Origin of the sequence: Staphylococcus hyicus (assembly GCF_000816085.1) — a bacterium.
Classification (GTDB): domain Bacteria; phylum Bacillota; class Bacilli; order Staphylococcales; family Staphylococcaceae; genus Staphylococcus; species Staphylococcus hyicus.
Genome location: NZ_CP008747.1, coordinates 258997 through 276126 on the forward strand (window position 1 = coordinate 258997; position 17130 = coordinate 276126).

At 38.0% G+C, this 17130-nt stretch carries 12 protein-coding genes; 9 read left to right on the plus strand and 3 right to left on the minus strand.

Annotated elements, in window-relative coordinates; translation table 11 throughout:
- Positions 1–297: 297 nt before the first annotated feature.
- The 9 genes from SHYC_RS12690 (at position 298) to SHYC_RS01090 (ending at position 12356) form a co-directional block, all read left to right on the plus strand.
- Positions 298–609 carry an LPXTG cell wall anchor domain-containing protein gene (locus SHYC_RS12690; RefSeq protein ID WP_052257772.1) on the plus strand — a complete coding sequence of 104 codons (312 nt, stop codon included), beginning with the start codon at positions 298–300 and terminating at the stop codon, positions 607–609.
- Positions 610–721: 112 nt separating this feature from the next.
- Positions 722–1945, plus strand: coding sequence for an accessory Sec system protein translocase subunit SecY2 (gene secY2, locus SHYC_RS01055; protein WP_039643720.1), 1224 nt, complete (start codon positions 722–724; stop codon positions 1943–1945).
- Positions 1946–1955: 10 nt separating this feature from the next.
- Positions 1956–3512 (plus strand): accessory Sec system protein Asp1, encoded by a 1557-nt coding sequence (gene asp1 / locus SHYC_RS01060; protein WP_039643722.1) that lies wholly within the window; start codon positions 1956–1958, stop codon positions 3510–3512.
- The gene (gene asp2, locus SHYC_RS01065; protein ID WP_039643724.1) at positions 3502–5064 is read left to right on the plus strand and encodes an accessory Sec system protein Asp2; all 1563 of its coding nucleotides are present in this window, start codon (positions 3502–3504) and stop codon (positions 5062–5064) included. The genes asp1 and asp2 overlap by 11 nt, the downstream gene beginning before the upstream one ends.
- Positions 5051–5953 carry an accessory Sec system protein Asp3 gene (asp3, locus tag SHYC_RS01070; RefSeq protein ID WP_039643726.1) on the plus strand — a complete coding sequence of 301 codons (903 nt, stop codon included), beginning with the start codon at positions 5051–5053 and terminating at the stop codon, positions 5951–5953. The genes asp2 and asp3 overlap by 14 nt, the downstream gene beginning before the upstream one ends.
- A complete protein-coding gene (gene secA2 / locus SHYC_RS01075; protein ID WP_170121164.1) occupies positions 5943–8333 on the plus strand; it encodes an accessory Sec system translocase SecA2 in 2391 nt (796 codons plus the stop codon). The genes asp3 and secA2 overlap by 11 nt, the downstream gene beginning before the upstream one ends.
- Positions 8334–8347: 14 nt before the next feature.
- A complete protein-coding gene (gene gtfA, locus SHYC_RS01080) occupies positions 8348–9856 on the plus strand; it encodes an accessory Sec system glycosyltransferase GtfA (protein ID WP_039643730.1) in 1509 nt (502 codons plus the stop codon).
- Positions 9849–11189, plus strand: a complete 1341-nt coding sequence (gene gtfB / locus SHYC_RS01085) for an accessory Sec system glycosylation chaperone GtfB (protein WP_039643733.1) — start codon at positions 9849–9851, stop codon at positions 11187–11189. The genes gtfA and gtfB overlap by 8 nt, the downstream gene beginning before the upstream one ends.
- A 276-nt stretch (positions 11190–11465) precedes the next feature.
- Entirely contained in the window at positions 11466–12356 is an 891-nt protein-coding gene (locus SHYC_RS01090) for a PhzF family phenazine biosynthesis protein (protein ID WP_039643735.1), read from the plus strand.
- Positions 12357–12407: 51 nt separating this feature from the next.
- Here SHYC_RS01090 and SHYC_RS01095 read toward each other — a convergent pair whose 3' ends face one another.
- The 3 genes from SHYC_RS01095 to fadE are packed head-to-tail and all read right to left on the minus strand — an operon-like array spanning position 12408 to position 17118.
- Entirely contained in the window at positions 12408–13598 is a 1191-nt protein-coding gene (locus SHYC_RS01095) for a thiolase family protein (RefSeq protein ID WP_039643736.1), read from the minus strand.
- A 21-nt stretch (positions 13599–13619) separates the two neighbouring features.
- Positions 13620–15881, minus strand: coding sequence for a 3-hydroxyacyl-CoA dehydrogenase/crotonase FadB (gene fadB, locus SHYC_RS01100; protein ID WP_039643739.1), 2262 nt, complete (start codon positions 15879–15881; stop codon positions 13620–13622).
- A gap of 28 nt (positions 15882–15909) precedes the next feature.
- The gene (gene fadE / locus SHYC_RS01105) at positions 15910–17118 is read right to left on the minus strand and encodes an acyl-CoA dehydrogenase FadE (protein WP_039643741.1); all 1209 of its coding nucleotides are present in this window, start codon (positions 17116–17118) and stop codon (positions 15910–15912) included.
- Positions 17119–17130 lie beyond the last annotated feature (12 nt).

Sequence of the window (17130 nt, forward strand, 5' to 3'; positions counted from 1 at the left end):
AGTGAGTCTGAATCAGTAAGTACATCGACTTCAGTAAGCGAGTCTGAGTCAGTAAGTACGTCAACATCAGTGAGCGAGTCGGAATCAGTAAGTACTTCAACTTCGATCAGTGAGTCTGAGTCAGCAAGTACTTCAACTTCAGTAAGCGAATCAGAGTCAGTGAGCACATCGACATCAGTGTCTGAATCTGAGTCAGTAAGCACATCAACTTCAGTAAGTGAATCTGAATCAGTAAGCACGTCAACATCAGTGAGCGAATCAGAATCAGTAAGTACTTCAGAATCAATTTCTACAAGTATGAGCACATCAGCATCAACAAGTCTGTCTCACTCTGTAAGTGATTCTTTAGTTACGTCAGAGTCAACAAGTACGTCATTAACAACATCAGAATCTCAAACACCACAATTAGATAGTACTGCTATCAACAACGATGTAAATAAAATGACTTCTAACGATAATCAAGTGACTAAGAAAGACGCATTACCTGATACAGGTCAAACAGCACATAATGGTGGATTGATCGGAGCAGTTGGAGCAATGCTTGCTGGATTAGGATTACTCAAAAGATCAAAAAAAGATCAAAAGAAAGTAAGAAAATCTAGCAAATAATAAATAAACAACATGGGTTGAAGGGGCTAGGCACAATTTCAATGAATGTCATTCATTGTCAAAGACACGTGCTTCTAGCCTCTTTGACAACATGTTATAAAAGAGGGTTAATGTGAAGAATCAGTTGTTTTTTCGTATTTTAGGACAATACGAATATAAAATTTTACATAAACGTATCATGTATACATTGTTCATATTATTCATATACATATTTGGAAGTCATGTATCCATTGTTAGTCAAGATAAAATGAATCATGATTATGGGTCGTTTTATAAGTTGGCTGTCTCAAATATGGGTGGAGACATTCATACATTAAATATCTTTTCTCTTGGTCTCGGACCGTGGTTAACCGCAATGATTTTTCTTATGTTGTTACGTTATCGCAATATTGAAAAAACTATGCGACAAACACGTAAAGAAAAACACTATCAAGAAAAGTTTTTAACGTTAGCTTTATGTGTGTTACAAGGCTATTTTGTTATCCATCAGTCGGTCACTAAAGATCACATTAAAGAGGTTAATTTATTTCTTTTATTGTTAGTGATTGTGACTGGGGCGATGATGCTTGTTTGGTTAGCTGATCAAAATGTTCGTTATGGGATTGCTGGTCCAATGCCGATTGTTCTATTAAGTATCGTGCGCTCTATGTTTAATCAAAGGATACCAGAGCTTCATGTACACACAGTCATTTTGGTGATTATCGTCATATTAATTATCTTGGCGTTAGTGGTTTTATTAATGATTGAATTGGTCGAATATCGTTTGACCTATCAAGATATTATGCACATTACCCATACACGTTCGAAGTCTTATCTAGCATGGAAGCTTAATCCTGCTGGAAGTATTTCCATCATGATTAGCTTATCTGTGTTTATTCTTTTAAATAGTCTTATTAATATTATTGTCAGTGCCTATACAGGTAAGTCATTGGATGTGAGATTTTTAAGTTTTGAAAATGTAGAAGGAATTACTATATATATTCTAATGCAAATTATTTTAGGATATTTATTGTCTCGCTTACTTATTAATACTAAACAAAAGGCTAAAGATTTTCTAAAAAATGGTAATTATTTTGAAAGTGTTTATCCTGGCGATGAAACGGACACTTTCCTAAATCATAAAGCACGTATTATATGTTGGATGGGCGCTCTGATTGTAGGTATTATTATAGGAATTCCATTGTATTGCACGTTATTTGTCCCTCAACTTTCACAACAAATATACTTTGCGATTCAGTTGATTATTCTTGTATACATTAGCATCAATATAGCAGAGACGATTCGAACCTATTTGTATTTTGATAAATATCAACAGTTTTTGACTAAATATTGGTAAGGAGAGTTTTATGAAACGTTTTATACCGGCTTGGTATAGCCGTAATCAATGGTGGGAATGTCAAGCACAGCCCTTTTTTCGTAAGCGTACGATTACTGAATTTGACGACATCATTAGTTTAATGTCAATGCATTATCAAAATGACAATCATTTTGAAATTATTGTTTTAAACTACAATCCATGTTTACGTACTTTTTTACATCGTCATGGTTTGTTTGAAGCCACGTATTGGTCTGTATTTGATAACATTCAAGGTTTTAATCATCAAACACCACAATCTGTAGATTATCGTCAACTGAATTGGCCTACCGGTACAGAATTTATTTACACACCTTATCTTATTCGTGCGATTGTTAGTGCGCACCAGTATTCGAATATTTATTTTAGTCAAGATGGCTATTTGATTTGGATAGAAGATTATGAGGCTGGTGTGTTGTGTCGTCGTTATGTATTTGATGACCGTGGTTTTTTATCGAGCATGGCTTACTACGACAGTGAAGGGAAACCCGATTATACACGCTACATGACATGTGATGGGGATTGGGTTTTAGAAGAGTGCATGAAAGAGGGCACGGTTAACGTTCATGAAAAATATTACCACCGGTTTAAATATCATCAATATGCATCCATGGTAAATGTGATTGAAGAATATTTAGCCTATAATCGTGATGCGATTGTGGACGAAGCAGACACAATTTTCGTGGCATCTGATGTGCGTCATAATGCGATTATTGCACGTACGTTTAATCAACATCATCTATGTTATTCGGTTTTCAAGCAACGAAATACTAATTTGGATTTTGACACTTTGACATCTATGAAAGCAGGACAAAGTTGGATTGTAGATACGCTTGAAAATGAACGTAAGTTGGATGTATTTGTGTTAGAACAACAACTAGAGACACGTGTGATGCGTATTACTCCGTTTGATGCCCAAGTAATGACAAATATGAGTAGTCAACTACATGAAACGTATATTGGTTTATGGATTGATGGCCTGAGTGATGCGCAATTGAAACCATTGTTAGCCCAATTTGTTCATTATATGACGGAAAATGAGTCAGTGCGTATTGTTTTGATGTCAAAGAGGGCTCAGCATCAGATTTCTCAATGGTTACGTAATGAAATTACAATCATTAATGATCGTTTTAATGGAAGATCAGACATTTCAGAGGAATTTGCTGAATTGATGAAAGAGGATGAAGACATTGCCTACGTGGAGTTGAAATGGGTTCCTTTCGAAATTGATATTATTGAAGCAATTTCTACGCTGCGTATCATGATTGATTTATCAGAGGAGCCAGATTTATTTTTACAAATTAGCTGTTTGGGTGCAGGGCTACCTCAAATCAACAAAAGCCAAACAGATTATGTACAACATGGGGCTAATGGGATTGTTGTCGCTTCAGAAAAAGAAGTATTAGCGTCATTAGATTATTTTTTAGCACATTTAAAAAATTGGAATTATTCATATGCGTATGCGCAAAAGCTTGCTAAAACGTATGCGTCTGAAAATATTATAGAACAATTAGATCAATTGATTGAAGGTGAGTACAGTGGCGCGTAAGTTCAGGGTATTACAAATTGGAGGGCACGATTATGGTCCGCATTTCGAAGACAGTAAACATACAGATTGGGATTATTTAAATCCTGATGTTTTTGAAAATTTTAGCGATTATACCCATGCGGTGAAGACGACCATCAAAGTGCATGGAAAATTTGACTTTGTTTTTGTGCAAACGTCATTTTCTGAAGGATTAATGGGAACATTGGATCTCGTTAGTCAACCTTATACGACATACGTTGATAAACAGTTTTGGGATACAGATTTTGAAAACCATGCTTTAGTTCATGAGCGTATGATACGACCGCTTTACTATAACTCACCCAACGATTTATATGAAATAATAAAATCTGTTACGTTTCCTGGTCAATATGGGGACAAAGTATCTCCAAAGTATTGTATTGTGAGTCCGTCATTTGAAGGCGAGGCTCATTATGAAGGGAACAAAGCGTTAGTACTCTCGGGGGATTTTGGAAAGGAAATGACACCCATCCTATCATGGCAAAAGCACTTGTTTTATGACGAAGGTAAAGTGATTCAAATCTGGCCGGAGTTTACTGTAACCGGTAATGTTGAAGTTGAATTTGTGTTTCGATTAATCACACAAGGAACTGCAGATACGTTCGTTGAAGAATATGTACGTCATCATACTGAATGGGATGCGCCTTTAGAAATACCTAGGCGTACCCATGATGCGTATATTATTATAAGCGCACGTGCAAAGGGGCAAGGAACATTTCATATGGGTGCCGTGCATAAACGATGGTCGCGTTTAGATTTAGGCCAATTTATATTAGGTGGTAAGCGTTTTTCAGATATAAACCATGATGAGTTTATTTACTATTTTAATCCTGGTGATATGAAACCACCACTAAATGTGTATTTTAGTGGGTATCGTCCGGCAGAGGGATTTGAAGGTTATTTTATGATGAATCGGTTCAATGCACCTTTCATTTTAATAGGTGATCCACGTATTGAAGGTGGCGCATTTTACCTCGGTTCTGAAACGTTTGAACAAGCGATTAAAAACGTGATACAAGATGGGTTAGATTATCTCGGATTTAACCGTAATGAATTAATACTATCTGGGTTGTCTATGGGGTCTTTCGGTGCATTATATTATGGAGCACAGTTAAATCCTGCTGGCATTGTAGTAGGTAAGCCATTAATTAATGTAGGTACTATCGCTCAGAATATGCCCTTACAACGTCCAGAAGATTTTGGCACAGCACTTGATGTCCTTTTGAAAAATGAAGGCGGATTAGAGGTCAGTCATATTGAACATTTAAATCGTAAGTTTTGGGATAAGATTGAAAATGCGGACTTTTCTAGAACAACGTTTGCGATTGCGTATATGGAACAAGATGATTACGACATGCATGCCTTTAAGATGCTGTTGTCAGTTATGACGCGTCAACATGCGCGTGTTATGAGTCGTGGTGTGCCAGGGAGACACAATGATGATTCACCTACGATTACAAGTTGGTTTGTTAATTTTTACAATATTATTTTGGAAAGCCAGTTCGGGAGAGTGACACACCGTGCAAAATCATAACTATACCATTCGTTGGACTCAAATCATTCCTAATACGTTTATGTATGGCTCGCGATTACAATTTAAAAGTCATGAAACGATTTTTAAAAATCGCCTCATGCCATCTGGCATCGTGATTCACGAATGGGAAATGATGACGGATTATGCTGAAGAAAAAATAATACCGACTTTGCCTATTTTAAAAAGAGGGGAAACGTACCTTTTTTCGTTTGATTACGATGTTGAACCTAACACAGGTATTTATTTCAAAATCATATTTAAGCGTCGTAATGGCACTGTAGCGGATATGCGAATCATTCAACAAAATGAAGTTGCTATTACATATCCATATGAAGCATTTTCATATGAACTACAAATGATTAATGCGGCATCTACCTATGTGTGTTTCCGAAAAATTACAATTCAAAGACAGAGTATTAAGACGGTTTCTTTTCCCTTAGCTGTATCATCTATTATGAATGAAGCTCAGACTTTACCGATATTGAATATTGTTTTCACAGAAACGCAACCTTTGTCTTCCGATGCGATACGTGAAGTTAAAAATGTTATCAAAGTGGAACATTGGCAACATTATTCTTTAGAAATGATCTATGAGGCCTTAGCGCATCTTAAAAATACAGCGACACTGAATTGTATTGGATACTGTACAGAATCGAGTGCTATAGCTTATGAAATGGCAACATTGTTGAATGGGACTGCGTTTGTCACGCATCACTTCAAGCACACAGCGGATCACGAACAACAAGCTCCACCACTTGTCCGTTATACAGAAGCGTTACATGATGTTCAAGCGCATACGTTTATGGTTCAACAGCTGTTGAATCCAAGTCGTTATTTAAATAATATTGACATCAATATGTTGAATGGAGGGCGCTATCGTGAATGCTAAAATTGGGAAAATGATTAATGATATGCGTCTCAAACGCCTTCATAAAATATTAAAAAAAGTCAACCGCTATCGTGATACATTTGCTGAAATGTCAGACACAGCACTTCAAGCGAAAACGGCAGAATTTAAACAAGCTATACATCAAGGGGTATCCCTAACAGATTTATTACCTGAAGCGTATGCGGTTTTACGTGAAGCAAGCCAGCGTGTATTAGGGATGTATCCGAAAGATGTTCAGGTGCTCGGTGCTATTGTCCTTCACGAAGGGAATATCGCAGAAATGCAAACGGGTGAAGGGAAAACACTCACAGCAACGATGCCACTATACTTGAATGCTTTAACGGGTAAAGGAGCCTATTTAATTACGACGAATGATTATTTAGCGCGTCGAGATTATGAAGAGATGAAACCGTTATTTGAATGGTTAGGTTTGACCATTGCGTTAGGGTTTGTTGATATTCCTGATTATGAATATGCACCGGGTGAAAAACAAAATATTTATAATCATGACATTATTTATACGACAAATGGGCGTCTTGGTTTCGATTATTTAATAGATAACTTAGCTGACGGACAAGAAGGTAAATTTATGCCTGAATTATTTTTTGGCATTATTGACGAAGCGGATTCCATTATTTTAGATTCTGCACAAACACCGCTCGTCATTTCGGGGGCACCACGTGTACAATCAAATTTATTTCATATAGTGAAAGCATTCGTTGAAACGTTACATGAAGATGTCCATTTTAAAATGAAAAAGACGAAAAAAGAAATATGGCTTACACCTGAAGGGATTTCAGCGGCAAACGCCTATTTTGGAGTGCAAAATATTTTCAACCAATCGTATTTTGATTTGGTAAGAAATATTAATTTGGCGTTACGCGCACGTCACTTATTTGAATCCAATTTGGACTATTTTGTCTATGATGGTGAAGTGGTGTTAATTGACCGTATTACTGGACGGATGTTACCAGGAACAAAATTACAAGCAGGATTACACCAAGCGATTGAATCTAAAGAAGATGTAGAGTTAACTCGAGATATGAGTGTCATGGCGACAATCACATTTCAAAACTTATTTCGACAATTTGATGCATTTTCCGGTATGTCTGCCACGAGTAAATTAGGAGAAAAAGAATTTTTCGATTTGTATTCAAAAATCGTTGTGCAAATTCCTACGGATAAACCGATTGAGCGGATAGATTATGAAGATCGTGTGTTTAAAAATGCAGATGATAAAAATGCGGCGATTTTAAAGCGAATCCAAGCATTAAATGAAACAAAGCGTCCTGTGTTGTTAATTACACGAACAGCGGAAGTGGCTGAGTATTTTTCAACGGCATTATTCGACTTAAACATTCCGAATAATTTACTGATTGCACAAAATGTTGCGAAAGAAGCGCAAATGATTTCTGAAGCAGGACAACTCGGTGCAGTGACAGTTGCAACGAGCATGGCTGGCCGTGGTACTGATATAAAGTTGGAAGACGGTGTGAAAGCACTTGGTGGCCTTGCTGTCATCATTAGCGAACATATGGAAAATAGTCGTGTTGATCGCCAACTGCGTGGTCGCTCAGGTCGTCAAGGTGATCCTGGTTCTTCACAAATTTATATTTCACTGGAAGACTACCTTGTAGAGCGCTGGGGTAAAGGGAATATGATTAAAAATGACAAACTTAACCAAGTGGACAGTGCGATGTTAGAAAACAGTCGCTTCTTTCAAAAACGTGTTCAAAACATTGTGTCGCGTGCACAACGTGTGTCAGAAGAACATGGTGTCATTCAACGTGAAATGGCGAATGAATATGAGAAAAGTATCAGTATACAGCGTGAACTCATTTATAAAGAACGTGATCGTGTCCTCGATTTATGGGACATTGGGGCGTTAGACTTATCTCAAATAGCAAGTGATGTCTTTCAGGCGGCATACCGTCAACACAAATTAAATTCTGAGGAAAATGTTATTGATTATATATATATAAACATTAGTTTTCAATTTGCAGGTGATTTATCAGAACTGCCGTTACATCAAGAACAAGATGTTGTCGCATTTTTAGTACATCAATTTGAATCTACCCTTCTCGCGCAAAAACAGTCGTTAAATGATGATTATTTTTATACACGCTTCGTTCAAAAAGCAATATTAAAAGCGATTGATAGTAATTGGATTCAACAAGTAGATCATTTACAACAATTAAAGAGTAGCGTTCAAAACCGTCAAAATGGTCAACGTAACGCGATTTTTGAATATCATAGAGTAGCATTAGAATCTTTTGAAGCGATGAGTACGGATATCAAGGAACAGATCATTCACAATCTTTGTCAAAGTGTAACGGCTTTTGATAAAGAGGGCAAACTTGTCGTGCATTTTCCAAATTAAAGAGGTGACTTATCGTGACATTATACAATATCAATTTTGGTATAGGATGGGCAAGTAGTGGTGTAGAATATGCGCAAATGTATCGCGCCAAATTATTGAGGGGCTTGAATTACCCTCAAAAATACGTATTTTTAGATTTTATTAATGCAGAAAACATTCAAACATTAACTGAAAATATTGGTTTTAAAGATGATGAAGTGATTTGGTTATATCAATACTTTACAGATATTCCAATTGCGCCTTCGAGTTTTACGCTTGAACAACTTAAATCAGAAATTTATGAACCGATAGTACGTGAAGAAACGGAAGGGAAAATTCATCGTTTATTTTTGAATGACAATCAAACGTTTATCACGTGTTATTTAAAAAATTTGGACCAAAACATTGTCGACCGCGCGGAATTTGTCATAGATGGGAAGTTGGTGCGTAAAGATTTTTATAGTTACGTACGTATCTTCTCTGAATATTATGCACCACATGAGAATGCTGCGAAAATCTATATGCGCCAATTTTATAATGAAGATGGGTCAATAGCATATAACGAATATATAGATGGACAAACGAATGTGTATCGCTTTAAAAATAAAGTGCTATATAGCCGACAAGCATTTATTGCCTACTTTATGGAGTGTCTGAATTTAACTTCTAAAGATATTGTTCTTTTAGATCGTGCAAGTGAAGTAGGTCAAGCGCTCGTGCAACATAAGGGACAAAGTAAAATGGGAGTCGTTGTCCATGCGGAACATTTTAGTCAACATGCGACGGACGAACATCATGTATTATGGAATAATTATTATGAATATCAATTTATGCAAGCAAATGAAATTGACTTTTATATTACGGCAACACAATTACAAAATGATATTTTGACAGCGCAATTTAAAAAGTATCATCACCGAACGCCAAAAGTGTATACCATTCCTGTCGGAAGCATACATGAACTTAAAAAGCCTAAACGAAAACGTCAACCATATTCAATGATTAGTGCATCACGTTTAGCCAATGAAAAACATATTGATTGGCTAGTGCGTGCAGCAATTATAGCCAAAAAAGAGGTGCCAGCACTACAATTTGATATTTACGGTGAAGGTGGGGCAAAAGGACAACTTGAAACGCTGATTCGAGAACACGAAGCTGGAGACTATATTCGTTTAAAAGGGCATGTGCATTTGGAAGATATATATCAAAAATATAAGTTGTTTGTCTCTGCATCTACGAGTGAAGGATTTGGTTTAACATTGTTAGAAGCGGTCGGATCAGGTTTAGGAATGATAGGGTTTGATGTGAATTATGGAAATCCTACGTTTATTCGTGACGGTAAAAATGGTTATCTATTACCTGTCAATGCGAAAGAAGAAGCGTCTGAAGCAATTGTGCAACGTTATGCAGCATCTATAGTTAAATTCTTTAATGATGGCCCTAGAGGAGCACATAAAGTGTCATACAATGTTGCGCGTCCATTCCTTACATCAGATATTCAACTTAAATGGAAACAATGTTTAGGAGAGGTGTCACATGATTAATTTATTTGAACGTTTTGACCTAAATGCACGTACGCTTTACGATACTTTACGCCTTTCAAATCATAATGCGACAACCATTGTTATGGAAGATGATGGTTTTTTACCTGAAGGCATTGTGACGCCGTATCAATTTTTTTCGAATTACCGCATTCCGAAACAATCTAAACCGCTTTATTTTAATGAAGTTGACGTCCCGCGATTTTGGGAGATTGAGGGCAATAATGATATTGCGTGGGTCAAAGATATGGGGGTCAAACGTGCCAAAATTAATTATCGTCCCAACCTTAAACCACGTATTGTAAGTCATGTGGATTGGTATGATGGCGAAGGGCGTTTACAATATGTAGACCACTATACACAGCACGGTGTCCATTTCGCGCAATCTGTTTATGATACGTCAGGTAAACTAATCATGCGTAAATATATGGACCAACAAGGACGAGAAGTCATATATGAAAATTTTATCGTGCAATCTATTATCTTACATTGGCAAGGGCAATCGTATCACTTCAATGATAAAGTGAACTTCGTGTTGTTTTTTATCCGTGCACTTAATATTGATTTATCGCAATTTATCATAAATTCTTTAGGGACGCCTTTTGCGGTATTGTACTATTTAGATACGAATGGTCATGACATATTATTTTGGCAAGAAGCGTGCCAAGGTCATATCCCTGGAAATATGACGTTGATGTTGAGTGGTAAACTGAAAAGACAGTTTGACGTTGTCGTTCCTGATTATACGGAGTATGAAACATTAACACAAAGTATGTCTATAGAAGAACGGGAACATGTTCATAATGCGGGTTACATTTATGACTATAAAAAAGTGAATGGGTATTCAATGGATGTACTCATTATGACCAATTCTGATCAAATCCACAATTTGGGCGCAATTGTAGAAGCATGTCCGTTTGCTACATTCCATATTGGTGCGGTTACAGAAATGTCGACAAATTTAACTGCATTTGATACCTATTCAAATGTAAAACTTTTTCCAGCGATTGAACGTGAAACGGTGAAACAGTTATATCAAAAGTGTGATATCTACTTAGATATTAATGAAGGTGGCGAAATTATTAATGCGGTACGTATGGCGTTTGATTATGACATGTTGATTTTCGCATACAATGACATCGCGCATAATATTAGTGTTACAGCACCTGAAAATCGCTTTACGAAAACGGATGGGGGAGCCAGCCTTCAAACTGCATTAAAAGATGTTCAACAGAAAAAACGCTTCTTTAAAGTACGTCATACTTATCAAAAACAACATGTACAAGAAATTGAAGTAAAACGATTCAAAACATTGATATCAAAACTCAGTAATTAAAAGAATTTGAGCATGCGATATAGTGCTTCAAATTGCCTTCGAAATTCATTTGAACGATGAATTTTGAAGGCTTTTTTCATTTGTGGAAGAGAGGCGTATCTCTTCATTTTATAACTGACATGGTACAACTGCTTTTTTTGTAATGTGTCATTAAAAGCGTTTCATCATGTGTAGGACTTCAGACCGAAATATTGTAATAAAGTGTGTAACCATCGAATCTAAGTGGAAAACATGTTAAATTAAAGCTTACTTAATTCTATTAAAGAGGAATGGCTTATGAAAACTGTAAAAGTGTATCAATACGATGTGTTTACAACTGAACCAACGAGAGGGAATGCGGCAGGTGTTGTACTTAATGGAGATATGATTACGACTGATGAAATGCAAGCCATCGCCTATGAAGCGGGATATAACGAAACTGCATTTTTAATGGCTTCAGCGCATGCTGACTTCCAAATTCGCTTTTTTACACCTCAAAAAGAGGTGGATGTATGTGGACATGCGACCATTGCAACCGTTGTTGCTGCTAAATCGAAACATCTTATTCCTAACGATAAAAGTCATATTGTAGTTGAAACAAAAGTAGGGGCTTTGAGCATGACTTTAAAACAAAAAGGGGAACATTGGTGTGTCACCATGATGCAGAACGTACCGCAATTTAAAGCATTTGAAGGCTCTGTGTATCAGCTTGTACATGCGCTTGGAATTCATGAGGAAGACATTGATGATCGCTTTCCGATGGTGTATGGGAACACGGGTGTATGGACATTGTTGGTACCGGTGACGTCACTGGACGTTTGTCGCAAAATGAAACCTCATAATCAAAAGTTTGCTGAAATATTAATTGAAGAGCCGGGGGCTTCTGTGCATCCGTTTTGCCTTGAAACTTATAATCCTTCCCGTGACATGCATGGGAGGCACTTTTCGGCTTCTGATGCAGGAACGATAGAAGATGCTGTTACAGGTACGGCGTCTGGCGTAATGGGCGCTTATTATGCAAAGTATATCAATCCGAATCACGCAGCGTATTCACTTCGTATAGAGCAAGGTCAAGAAATAGGGAAAGATGGTTTCGTTGAGGTGGACGTCTATTGTGACGCAGAACAATGGAACGTTTATATTACAGGACAAGCTATCGAAGCACGACAGTTTTCAATTGTGTTATAACATGATAGACCCTCGCATGTAAATCATGTCTTACACGCGAGGGTATTTTTATTAAGATTTTCTAATATATTCAAATATTGCTGCGGCACCCATGCCAACACCGATGCACATCGTCACCATGCCGTAACGTGCATCACTCCGTTTTTTCATTTCTGAAAGGAGACGCCCAGTTAACATAGCACCTGTAGCACCTAATGGGTGGCCGAGTGCAATCGCACCACCATTGACGTTTGTTTTAGAAGCATCTAAACCAACATCATTCATCGATGCGATGGTTTGTGCGGCAAATGCCTCATTGAGTTCGACCAAATCGATATCGTTGATGCTTAATTTCGCACGTTTCAACACTTCAGGTATGGCGTATGCAGGCCCGATGCCCATCAATTTAGGATCTACACCGACAGCTTCGTAAGCGATAAATTTAGCGATTGGGGTCACACCCAACGCATTTACTTTTTCGCCAGACATGACTACAACAAAACCTGCCCCATCTGATAAAGGTGCGGATGTCGCAGCTGTTACAGTACCATCTGCCTTGAACACAGTCGGTAAGTGCGCTAATGTATCGAGATTCGTATCAGGACGAATGAATTCATCTTTATTAAATTGTGTCGTTTCTACTTTAGGACCTTGTGCAGTATACGTGACAGTTTTAACAGGAATAGTTATGATTTCATCATCAAATTTTCCTGACGCCTGTGCTCGGGCAGCACGTTGATGGCTTTCTACTGCATAAGCATCTTGGGCTTCACGAGACACATTATATTTTTCAGCAACGTTTTCAGCAGTCAGCCCCATCGGGTAAGAGACGCCAGCGTCCTCATTTTGTAATGTCGGGTTGTTAGTGGGTTCATTACCGCCCATAGGTACAGCGCTCATCAGTTCGACACCACCAGCTACGATAATATCGCCTTGATTAGCAAGAATTTGATTCGCAGCTAATGCAATCGTTTGAAGTCCTGAAGAACAATATCGGTTCACAGTTTGTCCAGGTACATGATGAGGGAGTCCAGCACGTAATGCAATCGTTCGTGCAATATTCTGCCCTTGAAGACCTTCTGGAAAGGCATTGCCAACAATAACATCATCAATCATTTCAGGTTTGAATGCACCATCTACGCGATCCAAAACACCTTTAAGGACCGCTGCGGCAACATCATCAGGTCTTTCATGGAATAAGGCACCGTTCTTGGCTTTTGCAGCTGCTGAGCGACCGTAAGCAACAATATAAGCTTCTCTCATTTAGATTCATCCTTTCTAGTGTTAGTTACGTAATGGTTTTCCAGTTTTTAGCATATGACAAATACGGTCATACGTTTTTTCAGTTTTCAATAATGTGAGGAAGTGATGTTTTTCCAGTTTTTGCAAATAACGTTGGTTTACAAACGTATTTCTTGGCAAATCACCACCTGCAAGTACTGTAGCAATACGTAATGCGATATTATAATCGTGTTCACTAATGAAATGTCCTTCTTTTTGAGCATCCAACTGACCTTGTGCGAGTGCAATGAAATCGGAACCTAGCGCGAAATACTGTTGTTTTGGGGCTGGGAGGTAATTGGTATCTGCTTCATATTGTGCACGGCGTAATGCGATTTCTACGCGTTTTTCAGTGTTGAAAATAATGGTATCTGTGTCACGTAAAAAGCCATAGCGTTTCGCTTCAAATGCATTGGTAGATACTTTGGCAAATCCGATAGTCATAAGGAGGTTCGTCATACTGTTTTGGTGGTCATTTTTCATATGGGAAGTGTGCAGAATACGATGAGCCATTTCTGCAAGACCACCAGCACTTGGTAATAGACCGACACCAGCTTCAACTAAACCAATATATGTTTCACTTGCAGCAACGACAAATGGGGAATATAACACAAGTTCACATCCACCACCTAGTGCACGTCCATGAACTGCTGTCACAATCGGTTTTGTACTGTATTTTATGCGATTGAAACTACTGTGGAGTTTTTCAACGGCATCACCGACCATATCGTCGACAGTACCGTCTTCGTGCGCTTGTTTCATTTGATAAAGGTTTGCGCCAACGCTAAAGTTATTGCCACCTGCATAAATGACCATGCTGGTATAGGATTGTGTTTCAAGTAAATCAATGGCTTCAACTAAATCATCTGTAAAACCATCAGTAATAACATTGTTTTTGCTTTGTAGTTTCAACAAGAGTTGTTGTTCGTTGGCTACACTTAATTTAGAATCCTCACGATTCCAGATTGAATCTGTAATCCAATTTGACACAGGTGTAACGCGCTCGATAGATTCACCTTTTTCATAGAATCCATTTTGAATCGATTGAAGCCAGTCTGGTAAATTGCCGAGTTCATCTTCTATACGTGATTTGACACGGTCAAAGCCCATTAAATCCCATAATTGGAAAGGACCAAGTTTCCAGTTGAATCCCCAAACCAACGCACGATCGACATCTTTAAAATCTTTTGCCGCATAAGGCACGTTCCGCGCAGCATAATAAAAGTTGTTACGTAATGTTTCCCATAAAAAGCGACCTGCATCATCAGTGGCATTAAAGATAACGTCTAAATTATGTGCTAAGTCTTTATTAAATTGTGCTAATAAAGGGATTTGAGGTTTTTCAACAGGCACATAATCTTGAGTGTTTGGATCGAAAACAAGACGTGATTTTGTGGCTTTGTCTTTCTTGTAAAAGCCTTGTTTCGTTTTTCTGCCGAGTGCACCTTTGTCATACAACGTAGACACCAACGTCACATCCTTGAAAAAGGGTTGTTCTTCAGGGACTTGTTGTAATCCTTTAATTACCGAAACGGCAATATCGAGTCCGACTAAGTCTGTTAGAGCGTATGTGCCTGTTTTAGGGCGTCCAATTGCTTGACCTGTTAAAGCATCTACATCAGTAATTGAAAAGCCATGTTGTTCTGCACGATACATAATGTCATTCATAGATTGTGTTCCGATGCGGTTTGCCACAAATCCAGGTACATCATTTGCAATGACAACCCCTTTTCCTAATACATCTTGCGCAAACGTTTGAACTTTATCGATATAGGCAGCATCTGTTAAACGGTTTGGTATCACTTCTACCAATTTCATAATACGTGGCGGATTGAAGAAGTGAAGGCCAAAAAAGCGTGCTTTATCAGTTTCATCAAAAACCTGTGCAATGGCTTCGATTGGAATACCTGAAGTATTTGTCGCAAACACTGCATTTTTAGGAGCAATTTGTGCGACATTTCTCCATACGGAATGTTTGACTTCTAAATCTTCTTTAACTGCCTCGATATATAAATCGGCATCTGAATCTGCCAAATCATCGTTAAAATTACCATATGTTAAATTCGACGCATATTGTAAGTCAAAAAGCAGCGGGCGTTTTTTATCTGTAATCATATCATATGCTTTTTTCGAAATTTTATTTGGATCTTGTTCATCAATGACAATGTCGAGTAATTGTACTTTAAGACCAGCATTAACGAAAAGTGCAGCGAGTTGTGCGCCCATTGTGCCAGCACCTAGGACGGTGATTTTATTGATTGTCATAATTATTCCTCCTTTTAAAATGCCATGCTTAAATAAATGCGGAGTCTCCTGTTAAAGCGCGACCAATCACGAGTGCATTGATTTCATGCGTACCTTCATATGTGAAAATGGCTTCAGCATCAGAGAAAAAGCGTGCGATGTCATAGTCACCAGCAAGGATACCGTTTCCGCCACATACACCGCGACCCATTGCGACAGATTCACGCAAACGTAACGCGTTCATCATTTTGGCGGTAGACGTCGCAACTTCATCGTATTCACCATTGGCTTGTTTCCGAGCTAATGCTGCACTTATGGCCATTGCATGTGCCAAGTTGCCTTGTATCATAGAAACCTTTTCTTGGACGAGTTGATATTTACTAATGGATTTACCGAATTGTTGACGGGATTTAACGTAATCTAACGTTGCACGTAACGTACCGGCTAAGGCACCTGTGGCCATATAGGCTACGCCTGCACGCGTCGAATATAAAATTTTAGCGATATCTTTAAATGACGTAATATTTTGGAGACGATCTGCTTCTGTCACTTGAACATTAGTCAGTTTAATATGGGCGTTTGGAACGATACGTAATGCGATTTTATCTTGAAGAACATCAATTTCAACGCCTTGTTGGTCTGGTTTGACGATAAAGCAGTGTGGTTTACCTGTTTCTGTGTTGACTGCAAAAACAGGAATAATATCTGAAACATGTGCACCACCAATCCATTTCTTCTCACCATTGAGAATCCAAACGTCTCCTTTTTGTTCAGCGGTTGTCGCAAGTCCACCCGCAACATCTGAGCCGTGATCAGGCTCCGTTAATGCAAAACATGTACGTAGTTCGTGTGACTGAAGTTTAGGAACATATTTGGCTACTTGTTCCTTTGAGCCGCCAAATAAAAATGTGTTGTGACCTAAACCTTGATGTACACCTAACAGTGTTGCAAGTGATACATCAAAACGTGCGAGTGTATATGCCATAAAAAATTGAAACAATTGGCTTGGGGTTTTAGCCCCTTCACGCCCTTTAAAGAGTAGGGGATTTGTAAAATAATTAAGCTTACCAATATCTTCAAAAAAATCTTCTGGCACTGTCGCATTAACCCAATGACGATTCACATCTTTCCGATATTTTTGTTCCAACAATTCATTCAGTTGTTTCAACAGTTCGAGTTCACCATCTGTTAAATCTTTCGCAATGCTTAAAATATCTTCAGGATATAGCGTATTTAAAAGTGTTTCTCGATTTGTCATAATTAGAACCTC

What these genes read in the sequence shown, in the direction of transcription:
- fadE (WP_039643741.1), bottom strand. Translation starts at nt 17,118, where the DNA reads ATGACAAATCGAGAAACACTTTTAAATACGCTATATCCTGAAGATATT.
- asp1 (WP_039643722.1), top strand. Translation starts at nt 1,956, where the DNA reads ATGAAACGTTTTATACCGGCTTGGTATAGCCGTAATCAATGGTGGGAA.
- fadB (WP_039643739.1), bottom strand. Translation starts at nt 15,881, where the DNA reads ATGACAATCAATAAAATCACCGTCCTAGGTGCTGGCACAATGGGCGCA.
- gtfB (WP_039643733.1), top strand. Translation starts at nt 9,849, where the DNA reads ATGATTAATTTATTTGAACGTTTTGACCTAAATGCACGTACGCTTTAC.
- SHYC_RS01090 (WP_039643735.1), top strand. Translation starts at nt 11,466, where the DNA reads ATGAAAACTGTAAAAGTGTATCAATACGATGTGTTTACAACTGAACCA.
- SHYC_RS01095 (WP_039643736.1), bottom strand. Translation starts at nt 13,598, where the DNA reads ATGAGAGAAGCTTATATTGTTGCTTACGGTCGCTCAGCAGCTGCAAAA.
- SHYC_RS12690 (WP_052257772.1), top strand. Translation starts at nt 298, where the DNA reads ATGAGCACATCAGCATCAACAAGTCTGTCTCACTCTGTAAGTGATTCT.